Consider the following 18,980-nt stretch of genomic DNA (forward strand, 5'->3'; position numbering starts at 1 on the left):
GAAAGTCTTCCTGTTATGTGTTTAAAAGGGATGCAGGTGAAAATTGGGTTGCCTAGGGCGGCGTAACCGGCGAATTGAATATGTGTCCTCTGTTTGTCATAGGAGGGGGCAAAATTACTCCTTTTTATTAGAAAATCAACTTCGGGCCTCAAAAGATTAGCGATATGGTTTTAGTTGCTTATTAATTATTTTCTAAACCTTTAGGAGGGGGCAGCCAAATAAAATATCTTTGTAAAAATTAAATGTTATGGCACATAAAGCTGGTTTTGTAAATATCATAGGTAATCCAAACGTGGGAAAATCTACCCTTATGAATGCATTTGTGGGGGAAAAACTTTCTATCATTACATCCAAAGCACAAACCACCCGTCACCGTATCCTGGGGATCGTGAACGGCGAGGATTTCCAGGTGATACTTAGTGACACCCCGGGAATCATAAAACCCGCGTATGACCTGCAGCAGTCTATGATGGATTTTGTGAAGTCGGCTTTTGAAGATGCAGATATCCTGGTTTATATGGTAGAGATAGGGGAGAAGGAACTTAAGGATGAAGCTTTTTTCAATAAGATCATCAATTCAAAGATCCCTGTCCTTTTACTGTTGAATAAAATTGATACCTCCAACCAGGACCAGCTGGAGGAACAGGTGGCTTTATGGAAAGAAAAGGTTCCCAATGCCGAGATCTATCCCGTTTCTGCCCTGCAGGGATTCAACGTTCCTGAAGTTTTCCAGAGAATTGTGGACCTCCTACCCGAATCTCCAGCTTTTTATCCAAAAGACACTTTAACCGATAAACCTGAAAGGTTTTTCGTAAATGAGATCATAAGGGAGAAGATCCTTGTGCATTATAAAAAAGAGATCCCTTACAGTGTGGAGATCGATACCGAGGAATTCTTTGAGGAAGAACAAATCATAAGAATGAGGAGTGTCATAATGGTTGAAAGGGAAACCCAAAAGGGGATCATCATTGGCCATAAGGGGGCAGCCCTTAAAAGAGTGGGAGTAGAAGCGAGAAAGGACCTGGAAGCCTTCTTTGGCAAGCAGGTGCACCTTGAGCTATATGTAAAGGTGAACAAGAACTGGCGTAATGATGCCAGGCAGCTTAAGAGGTTTGGGTATAATAATTAGTACTGAGAATTGAGTATTGAGATTTTAGACTAGAGACTTGAGACTAGAGACCAAAGAGTAAAGAATAGAATAAAGTTTGTTCCGGTTAGTTAACAATAGCCCATTCCTGAAAAGGACACCTGGGGTTTGTATTTGAAATACTACACGAAAAAAAGGAAAGGGATTCTTCCTGCGGGGCCTACGGCATCATCCACAGGAAAAACCCCACTAACCCCACAAACAATATGCTGCCAAAGATCATAAGACTTCGAAAGAACAGCCAGTCCCAGTTGATTTGGGTAATATAGGTTTCGTAAATTTCTTTTCTCTGGTTAGCTTGTTTTTGATTAAGCATAATCTTCATATTAGTGGTTGTTTATGACATAATCCAAGATTAGTTCCAAATGTGGTCGCATATATTTCATAATTCTAAAAATGTAATTGGTATTCCTAAGAAATTATTAATAATGTAAGAGGGAATAATACTTAATAAAGAAGGAGAACAGCCTTATTTTGCTCATAATTTCGAACTTCCTGAAACTTTTAGTTGAATGGAAACCTCTTAGCCGAAAATTAGGTGCATTTTAACGTGGGCTGCTGTTGCTGTAATTCTGCCTGCTGCACAAATGCCCCACTTTTCTACAGGTTGGGGAGGGAAATGAGTATTGAGTAGTTAGTATTGAGAAGTGAGTAATGAGAAGTGAGTAATGAGAAGTGAGTAATGAGTAATGAGAATTGAGTAATGAGCAGGAAGGATTGGTATGTGTCAAGTCAATGTTGCTCGGCAAAAGATTCTGAAACCCGAAGTTTGAATCTTTAAAAATAAATCTTTTAACCTACTAATGGAGAACCCTTAATATCAAAGATATTTTAGGTTCTAAAAAATTGTAATACGATTTAATCATTAAAATTTTTGTCTTAAGGAATTCTGTATATTATTTGGGGACATAGAAAACTCGACCACGGGATGCTTTTGAAGTAAAATCTTTAAAACAAATATTGAGTTATGCATAAGAATGTATTCGTTATTTTCCAGCCACTCAGATTTTAGTCCAGGTTCCAGATTCCAGTAGCAGCGATCCAGACTCTTTCACCATACAACATTGGTATTACTCCACTCTTTTTAAGTCCAGGTCCTGGAAGTCGAAGCTGAAATCTATATTCGGTGAGATACCTTTCATTTTCAGGTTTTGAGCCTTTCCTTTATCATCGATCTCAAAGATCGCAAAGGCATCGGCATTCATATCCTGGTATTCCCATTTAACGGCAAAGGTATGGTCCTTATATAATTTCAGGGGTCCGTTTAATTTTGGAGAGCGTTTGGAGCTTATCCACAATTGCCCGTCCTTCCTGTGCACTACCACATCTCCAAACCAGTTGTCGCGGTAGATGCCAAGATAGTTTTCCGCAATTACAGAGGATTGATCTGCTTTTTTTACAGTCTCCCAGGTTTTTTTCGTGATTTCGTCCCCCTGGCCTTCCCGGTTTCGGGCATTTTGTAAATTCAGCTCCAGCCAGTTGTTATCATCCAGGCCCATATAGCTGTCCAGGATAGTGTTGACCACGGTAGAAAATACCCCGGCGCCACCGCTTTCAGTATTGGTAAGTACCACCACCCCCAGGTCACGATCTGGCAGCATGGCAACTTTTGACAGCATTCCCGGGAGCCCGCCGGTGTGGGAAACTTCCAGGTCCCCTTTTTTATCGGCAAGGAACCAGCCCAGGCCATAGCCTGCAAAATGTGAATTGTAGCGTTCGTACCGGTTAGGTTCAATCACGGTATGGACTTTCCACATTTCCCGGTGGTTCTCTTCTGAAAATAAGCGCTGTCCATTCCCATATTCCCCTTTATTTAGCTGAAGGTTCATCCAAATGGCCATATCTGATACATTGGAGAACATCCCGCCCGCGGCCCCGTTAATGCTTTTTATGATATGCGGAATTTCTCTTATACCCCCATCTGCAGTAGTATGAGGCATAGCAAGCATGTTTTTGTTTGTTATCTTCTGAAGGGAGGGTGCAGAGTTGTCCATTTTCAAAGGTTTCAGGATTTTTTTTGAAATAAAATCGTCATAGCTCATACCGCTCACCCGGGCAATAAGCTCCCCCGCGACCAGGTATAATACATTGTCATAGTCATATTTGGTGCGAAAATCTGAAACCGGCTCGAAATATTGAAAAACCCCCAGTACATCCCCGATAGTAAAGTTAGCCCCATCAGGAAAAAACATGAGGTCACCTGCGCCAAGTCCAAGGCCGCTGCGGTGGGTGAGCAGGTCCTGAATATTAAAATTTTCGGTTACATAATCATTGTACATCCTGAATTCCGGCAGGTGCTTTATTACCTTATCATCCCAGTTAATTTTTCCCTCTTCTTCCAGGATGGCCAGCGCGACAGTGGTAAAGGCTTTTGTGTTGGAAGCTATGGCGAAATTTGAAATTTCTGAAACAGGAGTGTTGGTCTCTATGGATTGCACACCATAGCCTTTTTGATGTATCACTTTTCCATCCTTAACAATAGCTACAGCTGCACCCGCAACTTCAAATTTCTCCATGGCCTCCTGCACCAAAGAATCCACCTGGGCAGAAGTTATTTGAGAGTGGACAAATGATGGGCTAAGTAAGATCAAGAAGGCAAAGAGCGCAAAGACTGTTCTCATAGATTTTGTTGTTATTCCTTAAAAATAAATGTTTTAGCTAAAAAGTTCGCATCTTTCTATTGACAGAAGAAAAATATTTTGGGGTGCAAAGCAGTATTCCAAATAATTTGAATTCCAGAGCTAAGAATTATTAATTCTTACCGGGTTGTTTAAATTCAAATCCAGTTTCCTCCTTCTTTCTGTCCACCATATCCTTTACGTCCTGCAGCAGCTCTTTTGCGTCATAAATGATCCCATCTTTAATGGTGTATTTTACACCGCCTACACGTACCACTTCATTGTCCTCTGTAAGTTTAATGGCCCCGGTGCCGTAGAGCACCTTGAAATTTGCCAGCGGATTCTCCTCCACAATAACGAAATCTGCAAGTTTTCCCACTTCCACAGATCCCAGCTCATCTTCCACCCCCAGGAGCTCTGCCCCATTGAGAGTGGCGGCCATAATAACCTCCATAGGATGCAGCCCGGCCTCCCGTAGCAATTCCAGTTCTCGTATATAAGCAAAGCCATATAACTGAAAAATAAATCCGGAGTCCGATCCTGCCGCTACCCGGCCCCCGCGGTTCTTGTATTCATTTACAAAATCCATCCACTTGCGGTAGTTCCTTTTCCAGGCCACTTCTTCCTCTGTGCCCCAAAAATGCCAGTAGGACCCATGGGAAATTTTGCTGGGCTGGTAGAATTTCCAAAGGGATGGCATGGTATAATCGGGATGCCATTCGGCAGTCCTGGCACGCATAAGGTCCCTGCTGGCTTCGTAAATATTGAAAGTGGGGGAGAGGGTGAAATCCAGCTCCAGCAGCTCGTCCATCACCTCAATCCATTTATCGCTGCCTTGTTCTGCAGCCTGTTCCCATAGTTTCCCTGCCTGGCTAAACCTGTCCTGTTCGTTGTTATAATTATAATTGGCTGGATAATCCTGCACAGTGCGGTCTGTAAACATAGCCTCCGGTAAACCGTACCAGTGTTCCATGCTGTTTAACCCCGTCCGGGCAGAATGCAGTACATTCCATTTGGCCACGGCCATTTGCGCATGATGTGCAGTAGCTCGCAAACCTGCTTTTTTATTTTCATCGAGGGCAGCTTCCATGATCTTTGGAGGCGCACCAAAGAATTTGATCCCATCGGCTCCCCGACGGGCGTTTTCACGTACCCACTCCCGGGCTTGTTTAGGGGTGTTGATTCCTTCTTTAGTTCCCTGGCCAAAGGCGGTGTAAGCAAAAAGCCTGGGTGCAGTGATCTCACTGGCAGCACTTTTTTTCTTCTGGTCCAGGACCCAATCGAGTCCGTTACCGGCAGAAGGGTCTCGCACAGTAGTTATTCCGTGGGCCATCCAGAGCTTGAAAACGTATTCGGCATCTGCTCCCTGTGCCTGGCCTCCAATATGTCCATGTACATCTATAAATCCCGGCAGGAGGAACATTCCGGTAGCATCAAGTTCCTTTCCTCCAACTTTTAACTGTGGTCTTCTTTTAGGATCTATTTGCACCCCCGGATAGCCCACCACGTGCACCCCGGCGATCCTGTTTCCCGTCACAACGACATCCACAGGGCCTGTAGGTGGTGCCCCGTTTCCATTGATAAGCGTCACCCCGCGAATAATAAGTTGTTCCCATGGCCCTTCCCCCTCTACCCGCGGCGGCGCTTTTTCTACCTGTGCGGTACTTAATTGAAATATGAACAGGAATAGGAGGGAGAGGGTGGTGGGTTTCATTTTTTTAGTATTGGGTATTGAGTATTGAGTATTGAGATATGAGTATTGAGATTTGAGATTTGAGATTTGAAAAATATAAGGTTCTAATTTAGGAAAAAGTTAATTAGTATTTAATTAGACCCTAGAGCCAAGAATCCAAATGGGTGTTGAACGGTCAACTCTATTCAGAACTCTACATTTTTTCAACCGACAACCGACAACCGATAAACTTTGAACATTAACACGTCCAGACTTTCCTCTCTCCACTCTCCACTTTCCACTCTCCACTTTCCTCTTTCCACTTTCCACTTTTTTCAACCTACAACCTACAATATTTTCAACTGACAACCGACAACCCAGAACTGCCCCCTTCCGGGTCGGGGCAAGCCCAACCCCTGCGGCATAAAACGCGTTGACTTTCCTCTCTCCTTTTTCCACTTTCTACTTTTTTCAACCTACAACCTACAACATTTTTTCAACCGACAACCCGACAACTGACAACTTTTTTATCCCATTTCCAAGAGCTCCTCCACATATTTCCTGGAATTGGACAATCGCGGGATCTTGTGCTGTCCTCCCAGTTTATCATTCTTTTTGAGCCAGTCGTAAAATAGTTTTTCCCGCGCCTTATGGATGCGTGGCATATTCAGGGTCATATTGTTATAGCGTTTTGCCTCATAATCGCTATTGACTTCCTGTAATGCAAGGTCGAGTTGGGTGGAGAAAAGTTCAAGATCTTTTGGCGAGGTTTTGAATTCTATGATCCATTCGTGCGCTCCCTTTTCCTTTCCTTCCATAAAAATGGGTGCCACGGTATAATCCATGATCTCACAATTGGTAACAAGGGAAGCTTTCTTCAGGGCTGTTTCTGCATTTTCTATGATCAATTCCTCTCCAAAGACATTTATATGGTGTTTTGTACGGCCCGAGACCTTGATCCTGTAGGGACTGGTGGAGGTGAAGCGCACTGTGTCCCCAATCCTGTAGCGCCACAGCCCCGCATTGGTGGTAATGATGACCGCATAATTTACGCCTGTTTCCACTTCACTTAGCGGGATCACCTTTTGATCGGGACTATTGTAGGTGTCCATTGGGATGAATTCATAGAACACCCCGTAATCCAGCAGAAGTAAAAGATCTTTAGAATCATTTTGATCCTGGCAGGCAAAGAATCCTTCTGATGCATTATAGATCTCATAAAACCTGAAATCTTCTTTAGGCAATATTTTCTGGTATTGAGGGGCATACGGGTCAAAACTCACCCCGCCGTGAAAATAAACCTCCAGGCTTGGCCACACCTCAAACAGATTGTGCTTCCCTGTTGTCTCCAGGACATTGTTAAGGAGCACCAGCATCCAGGAGGGAACCCCGGCCAGGCTTGTTACCTTTTCCTTTATTGTTTCATCAACTATTGCCTGCATCTTTACCTCCCAGTCGTTCATAAGGGAAACCTCATTGCTGGGGGTGCTGCTGAATTCTGCCCAAAAAGGCATGTTATCTATAAGTATTGCTGAAAGATCTCCATACGAGGTGCCGTTATTCCTGTATATCTCTTTGCTGCCTCCCAGCCTAAGGCTCTTTCCTGTAAATAGTTGCGACTGCGGATTGTTGTTCAAATACATACAAAGCATATCCTTACCGGCGGCGTAGTGGCAATCTTCCAGGGAATCTTCACTCACAGGGATGAATTTGCTTTTATCGCTGGTGGTCCCGCTGGATTTTGCAAACCATTTAATGGGGGTAGGCCAGAATATATTGTTCTCACCCCTGCGGCTGCGCTCTATATTATCTTTATAATCCTCATAATCCTGTATGGGCAGGCGGCTGGCAAAAGTTTCGTAATCCCTTATACCTGTAAAATCATATTTTTTACCTATTTCCGTGTGCCTGGCTTTGACAATAAGGTTCTTAAGGAGTTCCTGCTGCACCTCGTGAGGGTATTTTATGAATAACTCCATTTGGTGTATTCGCTTCTTAAGAAACCAGGAAGCAATGGAGTTTACTAATGGGATTGGCATTTTTTCTTTTTATATTTAAGCGCTAATTAAAAGCTTCAGGATATTAAAATCCGGTTAAATTTAAAATTAATCCTGAAGCCAACAAAAGATCGATCCCAATAAAATAAGTAAAAATATATGAAGTACGAGGGAGTGCTAACTAAAATGAGAAGTGAACTGGCAGAGACGGTTCAATATTATCTCATTTTTGAATCAGATTTCATTCACGTAAACCAGCTGCTGGACAGGAAAATAAGCATCAATTTTTTAAAATTCCAATGCCTTGGGTGCAAGCTTCAAAAAAAGGTATTTGCCCAGGGATATTGTTATAATTGTTTCTCATCCCTGCCCCAGGCGGGAGAATGGATTCGTAGTCCTGAACTTAGCAAGGCTCACCTCGATATAGAGGACAGGGACCTGGAATTTGAAAAAGAAGCTCAACTGCAGCCACACGTGGTCTACCTTGCCAATTCCAGTGATGTGAAGGTGGGAGTGACCAGGAAGACACAAATACCAACCAGGTGGATAGACCAGGGAGCCCATGAAGCCATAGAGATCGTGGAAGTGCCAAACAGGTACCTGGCAGGGATTACTGAGGTGGCACTAAAGGGTCACGTCTCAGATAAAACCAACTGGAGGCGTATGCTCACCAACGATATCAAAGATTTGAACCTGGAGGATGAAAGGGAAAAGCTTAAAGGATTTATTCCGGAAGAAGCCCGCAATTATTACCTGGCAGGAAATAAGGAGACAGAGATCAAATTTCCGGTACTTCAATTTCCCAAAAAAGTGAAGACCCTTAACCTTGCAAAAAATCCGTTCTATGAAGGCGTTTTGAAGGGGATCAAAGGGCAATATTTTCTTTTTGAGGATGGCACCGTTTTCAATGTGCGCAGCCACGAGGGCTATGTTGTTGAATTGAATGTAAATTAAAAAAATTCGGCATTCTGTAACTACTGGATTGTTTAGATACAGCCTAAATGGTAGCAGATGAATCTTCCCAAGAAAAAAATATAGACCACAAAACATAAAAACCTCACAAGCCTGGATAGCAGCCTGTGAGGTTTTTTCTATTGCCTGATATATTTAATTTTGTTGCCGGGTGGTATCCTGTGCCTTTTTCTTACCGCCCAGGAGTCCGCCCAGAATGGTTCTTGCGGCTTCCTTAACCTGTGTCTCGTTGGTGCGGGTCGCAGGAGGGGTTTGCAGGGTGTCATTTGCGATTGTATCTGTCGGGTTGGTTTGTGTAGGCCTTCTGCCTTCAAGTACCCCTCGAATCGCATCTATTCCTTTTTGCTCAAGATTATCTTTTTGTTTGGCGACGATCTTTTGGGTAAGGTTGCTCACCGCCTGTTCCATGTTGATGTTTATTTGCGGATTTTGGAATTGTCCTCTTAGACCTATTGGCAAAGCTACGATCATATTGCTAAGATCCTCCCCGCTTAAACGACCAAGGGCACTTCCAACCTGGCTGCCCAGCATCCTGGCAGGAACATCCAGGGTGAGGTTGTAATTCATATTCATATCAAAACCATGGCCACCAGAGACTTTGACATTTATCCCCTTGACATCAAAATTAAATGGCTCTACCTGTACCGCGCCATCATTGAAGGTAACCCTTCCTTTTAGATTATCCAGATCAATATCACTTAGGTTGACAAAATTGAGTTGTTCATCCAGTCTTGCCAATAGTGCAAGCCTCTCCGGTTGCACCTCTGCTGTTAATATCTCGGCAAGGGCGTTCCCCGCAATAGTGTTAAGCAAAGGGGTAAGGTCGTTGTTCAGGTTTCCTTTAAGGTTTACCTGGGTTTGCAACCTTCCATCCAGCGCAGAAGCTATTGGTGCCAGCCCCTGCAATAGTTCCAGGCCGTTAAAAGTTTGGGCAATATCCATGGCCTTAAGATCAAGGTTCATTTCAAAGGTGGGAACGGCTTCCCGTGTGGAGACTAGCCCGTTAAGTCCAATGGTTCCGCCAAAAATATTGGCAGTGATATTTTGTAAGGTGGCAGTTTCATCTTTTACCAGTAAGGTACCTGTCGCATTTTGAAGCACCAGGTCATCATATAAAACCCGGTTGGCAGTAAATGTAAGATCGGCATCCAGGAAGGAAGGGATCTTAACTGCTTCATTTCCCGTTGGGGTGCTGCCGGTTGTTTTTCCTTCGGGAGTTTCTTCAGCTTCAGTGGAGGTTTCGGCTACCATGAAGTCATTTACAGAAAAAGTATTGGAGTTTACCTGAAAGGAACCTTTAAGATCCTGATCCTTGAACATAAAGCCCATAAAATTCTGAATATTTCCCGTAGCCTTAAAGTCGGTTTCCCCTGTGGAAAGGACCAGTTCTGGCACCCTCACATTGCCCTGGTTAAAGACAAGGCTTGCATTTGCGACCCTTACTTCATTAGGGATCTCTGGTGAACTGTAACTAAAGTCTCTGATGCTTGCCGTACCGCTGCTGTTCACATTCTCGTATTGCTCCTGTTCAATAGAATTCATATCGAATTTGGTGGTAACATCGGCAGTAAGGATCCCGTTAAGGTCCTGCTCCAGCTCAAGAGGATATGCCTGCTCGAGGTTGGCAAGGTTAATTGTTCCCTTTAAAGCCATATCTACCAGCATATTACCTGTTAGGTTTTGCACCCTTCCATTTGTGGCGAAAGTGTCACTGTCTATCCTGAAGGTCACATTGTCAAAAGTGAGGTAAGTATCATCTGCAAGTCCTGTCGCATTCAGGATCCTTAGGTCCAGGTTGATGTCCTGTACACTCTTTGGCAGGTCGGGATACTTAAAGGATGCATTATTTGATGTTATCCTTATGTCCATTTGGGGAATATAAGTTTCATCTATTATCCCGCGCATCATCCCGTTTACGACAAAATCTCCACTGGTTTCCACATTCTCGATATTCTTAGCGTATTCTTCGGGAATAACGGCCAGGAAGTTCTTAAAATCTGATGAAGGGGTTTTAAAGGTGATGTCTATTTCATTGCTATCTTCATTCACCTGCACCCATCCGTCAAAAGTAAGCGGTAGCTGGTTAATGGTAGCTTCATTTTCCAGGAAGGTATATCTCATATTTTCGAGGTCCATATGCAGGACGGCGTCCAGGGCTACCCTGTTCCTTCTCAGGTAATTTATGCCATCAAAATCAAAAGTTACAAAAGCGCTGGTTTGTGTGTCCAGTTCAGATTCTTCCAGGGAAAAATCACCGGTACCCTCATGATTTAGATCCTCCAGTAGAAGTGAAAGTTTTTGTCCCTCGTCCACATATCTCAGCCTTGAATTATTGATCTCATAATGCTTGAGGTCAAGGCTAAATCCTGTGGCAGTAGTATCGGCAGTAGCAGTAGTATCCTCAATGGCGATGTTATAATTGGCATTTCCAACGGAGTCCACTTTGATATTTACAAAAGCATTGTTGAGTATTAATTGATCTATCCTCTTTGGCTTTTCTGCACTCTTGAAAAGTTCCTTTACGCTCATTTCCAAAAGGATCTCTTCACTTAGTGCGAGGGTGTCGCCTGCAAAGGGGGCTTTGTTTATCACACTCACATCGCTAAGCACTAATGTTGCCTGCGGAAAGCTGCGGAAGAAAGAAAGATCTAGATCGCTGAACTCTACTGTCGCGTTTACGTTATCGTTTATGGTTTTCTTCACCATATCCTTCAACTGTGACTCAAATATAAATGGTGCTGCAATAAGCAGTATAAGTAACACCAAAACTATAATGCCTATTATTTTTAAAGCTTTTTTCATTGTATCCTTTTTCTATTTATCCCGTTATTCCACTAAAGGCGGTATTACCCCTGAAGGTACTGATTTTCCAGGTTTATTTCCCCTCCTTTTTTTAGTTTAAACTTCCTTCGCAGCAGGTAAACCCCAATATAAAGAAAGGGAGTGTCACAAGCTGCAACCAGAACCTTGAACAGGAAACCGCTAAGCAACAAAGGCCCAAAGAGTTCCCATTCGATCTTATTGAAACTACAAAGCAAAAATAAGACCGAAAATGTGTCAACGAATTGAGATAAAAAGGTAGAAAAGTTATTCCGAAGCCACAAATGACGGCCGCGGGTAAGTTTTTTCCAGAAGTGAAAGAGGTAAATGTCAATATATTGGGCAAGTAGATAGGCTGTCATGGAGGCAAAGACTGCGATCCCAGTGGCGCCAAAAACCCTTGTGAACAATGGGTTGTCTATAGGAGACCAGGAGGTGGCAGGAACATAATTTGCACTGTAGATAATAATGAGGGAAAACAAGGAGGCAAAGATCCCGGCGGTGACAACTTCATTGGCCTTTTTTCTTCCATAGATCTCGCTAATTAGATCTGTAATAAGAAAGGTGATAGGATAAGGCAGGATACCCACCGAGATCTCAAAAGTGTAGATCCCAAAGAAATCCCAGTAAAAGAATTTTTGGAAGATCAGGTTGGAAACTACCAGCGATGAAATGAACAGGGCGGCGAGGATCAGGTAAATTCGCTGGGCCTGGAATAGCTGATTTTGGGAGGCTGCCTTCAAATTATTTTTTTAAACACTTACTAACAAAGTTAAGTTTATGTAAGTTTCTTTTATTTAATTTGCCGTGAAATTAAGGAATCTCTCCTGAAACAATTCTTAAAGTATACCTTGAATCCTCCAAAAACATTTTATATAGCCCTTGGCAGCAATAAAGGGAACCGCCTGGAATTAATGCAACGCGCATTAGATGATATTTACAGAAAAATAGGGGAAATTGGAGGCATTTCTTTTGTGTATGAAACCCCGGCCTGGGGGTTTAAAGGAGATGCTTTCCTTAATGCCTGTGTGGAAGTGAAAAGCCGGTTTCCTGCTGAAGTGGTCCTGGAGAAATTATTGTTTATTGAGAACATGCTTGGTCGGGTAAGGGCTGCTACAGGTAGCTATGAGAACCGAAGTATTGACCTGGATATCATCCTTGCTGAAGAGGAGGTAATTTCCAGCACTTCATTAAGGATCCCACATCCTGAAATGCAGAAACGCAAATTTGTACTTCTTCCCCTGGCAGATATAGCCGGAAAGGAGATCCACCCGGTACAGAAGTTAAGTGTCAATGCCCTACTGGCAAATACCACAGATGATTCCCCCATCGAAAAGATTGGGGATAAACTCGTAAATCCTCAAATCAACTATGGCTTCCAGCAACGCAATTATATAGCGATAGAAGGAAATATAGGTGCAGGAAAAACCAGCCTTTCCACGATGATCTCCCAGGATTTTAATGCAAAGCTCATTCTGGAAAGATTTAAGGACAATCCTTTCCTGCCCAAATTTTATGAGGACCAGAACCGTTATGCCTTCCCACTGGAGATGTCCTTTCTGGCAGACAGATACCAGCAACTTTCAGATGACCTGGCGCAGTATGATCTTTTTGCCGATTTCGTGGTTTCAGATTATGATGTTTTCAAATCTCTCATCTTTGCAAAGATCACCCTGCAGGAAGATGAATATGCACTTTATGATAAGCTCTTCCGCATAATGTATAAGGAACTGGTGAAACCGGACCTGTATATCTATCTCTATCAAAATACCGAACGCCTTCTCGAGAATATCAAAACAAGAGGAAGGGACTATGAGCAGAACATCCAGCCGGAATACCTGGTTGAGATCAATAAAAGCTACCTGGCATATATCAAATCACAAACCAATGTAAATGTGAGGATCATAGATATTTCCGGGAAAGATTTCGTGAATAACCGGGAGGATTATCTGGATATTTTGGAGGAAATGGAGAGCCGTTAAATTCCAAATCCCAGGCATCAAATTCCAAGCACCAAATTCCAAATTCCAGGCACCAAATTCCAAGCACCAAAATCCAAATTCCAAAGTGAAAAAAGAGTCTGGACCGCTCTGCTGCTAGAATATAGAACCTAGACTTTATTCTTTACCAAAGAATTTAAAAGAACAGCTCAAATTCATCTCATTTTTCTTCTTCAATATTTCGACCGACAACCGACAACCGACAAACCGACAACCGACAACCTACAACCTACAACCTACAACTGCCAATTCCTGGGTCGGGGCAAGCCCAACCCCTACAGCATATTACGGGTTGACTATCCACTCTCCACTTTCCACTCTCCACTTTTTTAACCTACAACCTAGAACCTACAACCTACAACTCCTAACTCCTAACCCATCTCAATACTCACTACTAATATCTCAATACTAATATCTCAATACTAACTAATGTGAAAACCCCGGCTCCCCCTGCCTCTTCGGTGTAATTTTCACGAACAGGTCCCAGATCACCACCCCGGCGCTCACCGCTATATTGAGGGAATGTTTGCTGCCCAGCTGCGGGATCTCGATCACCCCATCACTGGCAGAGACCACTTCCTGTTGCACCCCCTTAACCTCATTGCCAAAGATCACGGCGCAGGCTTCCTGTGGTTGTGGTTTAAAGTTGTCCAGCATTACCGCATTTTCAGCCTGCTCAACAGAAAAAACCCTGGTCCCTTCCTGTTGTAATTTTTCCACTACCTGCATAGTGCTTTCAACGTATTCCCAGTCAACGGTTTCGGTTGCACCAAGAGCAGTTTTTTGAATATCCTTATGTGGAGGCTTGGCGGTAATGCCACACAGGTATATCTTTTTTATTAGAAAAGCATCACAGGTACGAAAAATGGACCCAATATTATTCAGGCTGCGTACATTGTCCAGGATCACAATAAGCGGAGTTTTTTCTGCTTCCCTGAATTCGGTTACACTTTTTCTCTCCAGCTCGCTGTTCTTTAATTTTCGTTTTTCCATAAGGGCAAAAATAAAAAGAAATAAGGCTGATAAAGAACTGAAACGCGAAAAGATGAGCAGGAGACCCTCAGTATTTTTTGAGAGAAATAATAAGTTTTGACGAAAAAAAAAGGGTATAATTATTTGAGGGACAGGTTTTTTTTAGGAAAAATTTAGCGAATGCTTTGGCTAAATTTTATAAAAAGTTATGTGGATTCTCATTCACTTCTTTCTTATATTATATGCACTTTTAATAAGCGTATTACCACATCACTTATACCGTAAGCAAGCCTTCTTAAGCAGCTCCAGGACCTGGAAAAACAGGTGTTCCTGCATTTAACTTTTAGTAAACCTTAAACTCATCCTGTTATGAAAATTGCACATTTGACCCTTATGGTATTCGCGCTTCTGGGCTGCAATAATTTGCTTGCCCAAACTATTGAAAACGACCCAATTGATAAAGCCGATCTTTACCAGATCGAGTATTACCAATTCAATGCTGATAAGGCCGAGGAGGCCCGGATGATAATTGATAATTATTTTAGTGTAGCACATCAACTCGCGGGAGTTCCGCATCCTGTCATGCAACTCCAGCTAACATCTGATGATTACAACTATATGGCTGTATGGAAACTACCTGTGGGTATTGATCATCTTAACTGGCAATCTTCCCCAGCAAATCCCAGGTGGTACAACGCCTTTGTGACTGTGGCAGGAAGTGAGGAGAAAGCCAAGGAGATCATTGAGAAATATGACTCTTACATTCGTGACTCCAAGACAGAATTTGCCCGTAAGCCTCATTAAAAGGTGCACAAGGTGAAATTTAGCTGGATGAGATTTCATTCAGCTTTTTTTGCGTTCTTATTTTTCTGAATTTAAGTTTTATATTAGGGGAGCAAAACACCTCTTTATGAAAACTTATTTCTTTTCCCCTCTGCTCACCTTACTTCTGTTCTCCTTCAGCTTAACCGCTCAAAACATCAATAAGGAAGACACCAGGCTGCTTTCAAAGCCTGCCATAAGTAATGATCAAATCGCTTTTATCTATGCTGAAGATCTTTGGATAGCAAACAAAGACGGTTCATCGCCAAGACGTTTAACGGTAGATGATGGAATTGAATCCAATCCTGTCTTTTCACCAGATGGGCAAACCATTGCTTTTAATGCTGAATATGATGGAAACACCGATGTTTATATAGTACCGGCTACCGGGGGAGTGCCGCAACGCCTAACCTGGCATCCCGGCAGCGACCAGGTGCGTGGTTTTACTCCAGATGGTTCAGCTGTGCTGTTCGCTTCCCAGCGCAGCGTTTTTACCGGCAGATTTACAAAGCTCTTTGAAGTATCTATAAGTGGTGGCCAGGTTAAGGAACTTGAGATCCCCAATGCCTTCTGGGCAGATTATTCGCCAGATGGAAGATATATTGCCTATACACCTCTATACGAGGTTTTCAATCAATGGAAATATTACCGGGGAGGTACCGCCTCCCGCATCTGGATATATGACACCAATGACCATAGTGTGACTGAAGTCCCAAAGCCCGTAAGCGGCAGCAATGATACCAGGCCGCAATGGCTGGGGAACCGTGTATTCTTCAGGAGTGACAGGGATGGGGAGTTTAATTTGTACAGCTATGATATGAACTCCCGGGAGGTTACCCGGCATACAAATTATAAAGATTTCCCGGTGATGGACCTTTCCGCAGGGAATAATGAGATCATATTTGAACAGGCCGGATACCTGCATACTTTTGATCCGCAAAATGGAAATACCAATAGGATCAAAGTAGGTATCGCAACAGATCTTCTTGAGCTGCGGCCAAGGTTTGTGAAAGGTGATGAATATATACGCAGTGCCTCGATCTCTCCAACAGGAGCCAGGGTAGTGATGGACTTTAGGGGAGAAGTGGTTACCGTGCCCGGGGAGAAGGGGGATGTGGTGAATATAAGCTCTACCCCGGGAGTTCATGAGAAAAATCCCGTGTGGTCCCCTAATGGGAAATTCATCGCTTATTTTAGTGATGAAAGTGGGGAGTACGCGCTGCACGTCCACGATCAAAGCGAGCAAAATGAGCCACGCAAATTTAAACTGGACGGTACCGGCTTTTATGCCCACCCACGATGGTCTCCGGACAGTAAGAAAATTAGCTTCGTGGATAACGGCCGCAATCTTTATGTGCTTAATACAGATTCCGGCAGGGTTACAAAGATTGCTGAAGATGAACGCTATATGCCGGGGGTTTTTCGGGACCTGTTTGGCAGCTGGTCTCATGACTCCAACTGGATAAGTTACACGGTAGTTACGGGTACCAGTTTTGAACAGGCCCACGTATATTCCCTTTCTGAAAACAGGTCTTATCCAATTTCTGATGGTTTTTCCAGTGTTTCCAGCCCGGTGTTTGACCCCAGCGGGAAATACCTGTATATGCTGGCTTCTACAGATGCAGGTCCAGTGGTGAACTGGTTTGACCAGTCCAACCAGGATATGGAAATGACCAGTTCCATCTACATTGTCACCTTGCAAAAGGAGGTGGAGTCTCCCTTTGCGAGAGAAAATGATGTGGAGAAGATAGAGCAGGCAGAGAAGGAGGAAGAAAAAAAGAAAAAAGCTGAAGAGGAAAACAAAGAGATCAAAGCCCCAGCCCTGAAGATAGATTTTGATGGAATTGAGAACAGGATCGTCGATATACCTGTTCCTGCGGGGAATTATGCTTTTTTAAGTTCGCCCAGGGAAGGGAACCTGTATTATCTTTCCAATCCTCCACACCAACAGAACAAAGCTACTTTGAATATGTTTGATCTTACAGAAAGGGAAAACAAGGAAATAATGCCTGCGACCTCATATGAAATCTCCGCCAATGCTAAAAAAATACTTTACAAGGCCGAAGGAAAATGGGGAATAGCCGAGATCGATAAGATCCAGGACAAACGGGCCCTTAACACCGGGGATGTACAGGTGAAAATTGACCCTGTGGCAGAGTGGCCAAATATCTTCAATGAGGCTTGGAGGGTTAACCGTGATTACTTTTATGACCCAGGGATGCATGGCGTGGACTGGGATGCGATGAAAGAAAAATATGAGCCTTTTATTGGTGACGTTACTTCCCGAAGTGATCTCTACCGGGTAATGGAGTGGATGTTCAGCGAACTGGGAGTTGGACATCACAGGTTTTCCAGCCGGGGAGACAGGCTCCATAGCAAGGAATCTGTAAAAGGCGGCCTCCTTGGTGCCGATTATAGTATAGAAAATGACAGGTACAGGTTTAGGAAAATATATGGGGGACTTAACTGGAATCCAAATCTTCGGTCTCCACTCACAGAGCCGGGAGTAAATGTGCAGGAGGGAGATTATATTCTTGAAGTGAATGGAAGAGAGTTGAAGGGAAGTGATAATATCTATGAATTCTTTGAAAATACTGCCGGGAAGATCGTGATGCTCACTGTAGGGCCAAACCCCAATATGAGAAATACGAGGAAGGTGAAGGTTACGCCTGTTGAGCATGAAGGAGCCCTGAGGAATCGCGACTGGGTAGAAGGAAATATTAAGAAAGTACACGAGGCAACAAATGGACGGGTGGCTTATGTGTATGTGCCAAATACTGCGGTTGCAGGCCACGAATACTTTAAACGCTATTTCTTCCCGCAAGCCAATAAGCAGGCCATTATTGTGGATGAGCGCTTTAATGGAGGCGGGCAGCTGGCAGATTATGTGATAGACATGCTTAAAAAACCTGAGCAGGCGCACTGGAAGTTCCGGTATGGGAAAGATCTCAAATCGCCAAGTGCTTCCATACAGGGGCCAAAGGTGATGATAACAGATGAGACTGCCGGTTCAGGCGGGGATTACCTGCCGTGGATGTTCAGGAAATTTGAGCTGGGCACCATCGTGGGGAAAACTACCTGGGGAGGCCTGGTAGGAGTGCTGGGATATCCCGAGTTCATTGATGGTGGTTCTGTAACTGCACCAAATGTGGCTTTTTATACTGAAGAAGGCTTCAGGGTAGAGAATGAGGGAGTGGCGCCAGATGTTGAGGTGGAACAAACCCCTGCCGATGTTATTGCAGGCCGTGACCCTCAACTTGAAAAAGCCATTGAGATCGTCCTGAAACAACTGGAGGAGAATCCGCCGGCAAAAGTTCCGTCACCTGAATATCCCAAGGCCGGGGTCAATTAAATAGTTGTCACTATCCTCTATGTAAAGGAAGGCCTATGAAAATAAGAACAGATTTACTGCTGGAAGAACTTTCAGAAAAAACCAGAACAAACCTGGATGCAGGGCGGGAATTTTTGAAGAAAGATCTGGATATTCTAAATAACCGGCCGGGTGAGAAAAAGTGGAGCCCGTTGGAATGCCTGGAACACCTTAATCTCTACGGTGATTTTTACCTGCCGGAAATAGAGCGCGCAATAGCAACCTCCAAATATCAGCCAGAAGATGTTTTTAAGAGCGGGATCCTGGGGAATTATTTCGCCAAAATGATGATGCCGCAGGAGAAGCTTAGGAAAATTAAAACTTTTAAAGATAAAGATCCCATTGGCAGTGATCTTTCCAGGGAAGCTGTTAATAGATTCGTTAAGCAGCAGGAGCAGTTGCTGGACCTTTTATGCGGCGCTTCACAGGTGAGCCTTACCCGCACAAAGACTGGCATAAGCATAAGTAAACTTATAAGATTGCGGCTGGGAGATACTTTTCGGGTCGTAATATATCATAATGAAAGACACGTGATTCAGGCCCAAAAAGCTATGCCAGATCCACAGGATCAACCTGTAGCTTATTAAAAT

General features: G+C 43.6%; 13 protein-coding genes. 6 read left to right on the forward strand and 7 right to left on the reverse strand.

Annotated elements, in window-relative coordinates; genetic code table 11:
• Nucleotides 1-247 precede the first annotated feature (247 nt).
• Nucleotides 248-1,129 carry a GTPase Era gene (gene era / locus FHG64_RS13170; RefSeq protein ID WP_139066839.1) on the forward strand — a complete coding sequence of 294 codons (882 nt, stop codon included), beginning with the start codon at nucleotides 248-250 and terminating at the stop codon, nucleotides 1,127-1,129.
• Between the two features lie 178 nt (nucleotides 1,130-1,307).
• Here the strand turns inward: era and FHG64_RS19225 are convergent, their stop codons facing one another.
• From FHG64_RS19225 to FHG64_RS13190, 4 genes are all read right to left on the reverse strand, one after another.
• On the reverse strand, nucleotides 1,308-1,472 hold the full coding sequence (locus FHG64_RS19225) for a hypothetical protein (protein ID WP_168191362.1): 165 nt from the start codon (nucleotides 1,470-1,472) through the stop codon (nucleotides 1,308-1,310).
• 745 nt (nucleotides 1,473-2,217) lie between these two features.
• The gene (locus FHG64_RS13180; RefSeq protein WP_139066841.1) at nucleotides 2,218-3,768 is read right to left on the reverse strand and encodes a serine hydrolase; all 1,551 of its coding nucleotides are present in this window, start codon (nucleotides 3,766-3,768) and stop codon (nucleotides 2,218-2,220) included.
• A gap of 130 nt (nucleotides 3,769-3,898) precedes the next feature.
• Entirely contained in the window at nucleotides 3,899-5,479 is a 1,581-nt protein-coding gene (locus FHG64_RS13185; RefSeq protein WP_139066842.1) for an amidohydrolase family protein, read from the reverse strand.
• A gap of 485 nt (nucleotides 5,480-5,964) precedes the next feature.
• A complete protein-coding gene (locus FHG64_RS13190) occupies nucleotides 5,965-7,476 on the reverse strand; it encodes a GH3 auxin-responsive promoter family protein (RefSeq protein ID WP_139066843.1) in 1,512 nt (503 codons plus the stop codon).
• 117 nt (nucleotides 7,477-7,593) lie between these two features.
• On the opposite strand from FHG64_RS13190, the gene FHG64_RS13195 reads away from it, so the two are divergent.
• Nucleotides 7,594-8,388 carry a DUF2797 domain-containing protein gene (locus tag FHG64_RS13195; RefSeq protein ID WP_139066844.1) on the forward strand — a complete coding sequence of 265 codons (795 nt, stop codon included), beginning with the start codon at nucleotides 7,594-7,596 and terminating at the stop codon, nucleotides 8,386-8,388.
• Nucleotides 8,389-8,541: 153 nt separating this feature from the next.
• Here the strand turns inward: FHG64_RS13195 and FHG64_RS13200 are convergent, their stop codons facing one another.
• Complete coding sequence (locus tag FHG64_RS13200) at nucleotides 8,542-11,208, reverse strand: AsmA-like C-terminal region-containing protein (RefSeq protein ID WP_139066845.1); 2,667 nt, start codon at nucleotides 11,206-11,208, stop codon at nucleotides 8,542-8,544.
• A 44-nt stretch (nucleotides 11,209-11,252) separates the two neighbouring features.
• Entirely contained in the window at nucleotides 11,253-11,969 is a 717-nt protein-coding gene (locus FHG64_RS13205) for a queuosine precursor transporter (protein WP_139066846.1), read from the reverse strand.
• 108 nt (nucleotides 11,970-12,077) lie between these two features.
• Between FHG64_RS13205 and folK the strand changes: the two genes are divergently transcribed.
• Nucleotides 12,078-13,208 carry a 2-amino-4-hydroxy-6-hydroxymethyldihydropteridine diphosphokinase gene (gene folK, locus FHG64_RS13210; RefSeq protein ID WP_139066847.1) on the forward strand — a complete coding sequence of 377 codons (1,131 nt, stop codon included), beginning with the start codon at nucleotides 12,078-12,080 and terminating at the stop codon, nucleotides 13,206-13,208.
• Nucleotides 13,209-13,652: 444 nt separating this feature from the next.
• Here the strand turns inward: folK and FHG64_RS13215 are convergent, their stop codons facing one another.
• A complete protein-coding gene (locus FHG64_RS13215; RefSeq protein WP_139066848.1) occupies nucleotides 13,653-14,219 on the reverse strand; it encodes an RNA methyltransferase in 567 nt (188 codons plus the stop codon).
• A 348-nt stretch (nucleotides 14,220-14,567) separates the two neighbouring features.
• Between FHG64_RS13215 and FHG64_RS13220 the strand changes: the two genes are divergently transcribed.
• The 3 genes from FHG64_RS13220 (at nucleotide 14,568) to FHG64_RS13230 (ending at nucleotide 18,977) form a co-directional block, all read left to right on the forward strand.
• Nucleotides 14,568-15,002 (forward strand): hypothetical protein, encoded by a 435-nt coding sequence (locus tag FHG64_RS13220; protein WP_139066849.1) that lies wholly within the window; start codon nucleotides 14,568-14,570, stop codon nucleotides 15,000-15,002.
• Between the two features lie 106 nt (nucleotides 15,003-15,108).
• Nucleotides 15,109-18,372 (forward strand): S41 family peptidase, encoded by a 3,264-nt coding sequence (locus tag FHG64_RS13225; protein ID WP_139066850.1) that lies wholly within the window; start codon nucleotides 15,109-15,111, stop codon nucleotides 18,370-18,372.
• Between the two features lie 35 nt (nucleotides 18,373-18,407).
• The gene (locus FHG64_RS13230) at nucleotides 18,408-18,977 is read left to right on the forward strand and encodes a DinB family protein (RefSeq protein WP_139066851.1); all 570 of its coding nucleotides are present in this window, start codon (nucleotides 18,408-18,410) and stop codon (nucleotides 18,975-18,977) included.
• Nucleotides 18,978-18,980: the final 3 nt, after the last annotated feature.

This window comes from Antarcticibacterium flavum, from assembly GCF_006159205.1.
Lineage (GTDB): Bacteria > Bacteroidota > Bacteroidia > Flavobacteriales > Flavobacteriaceae > Gillisia > Gillisia flava.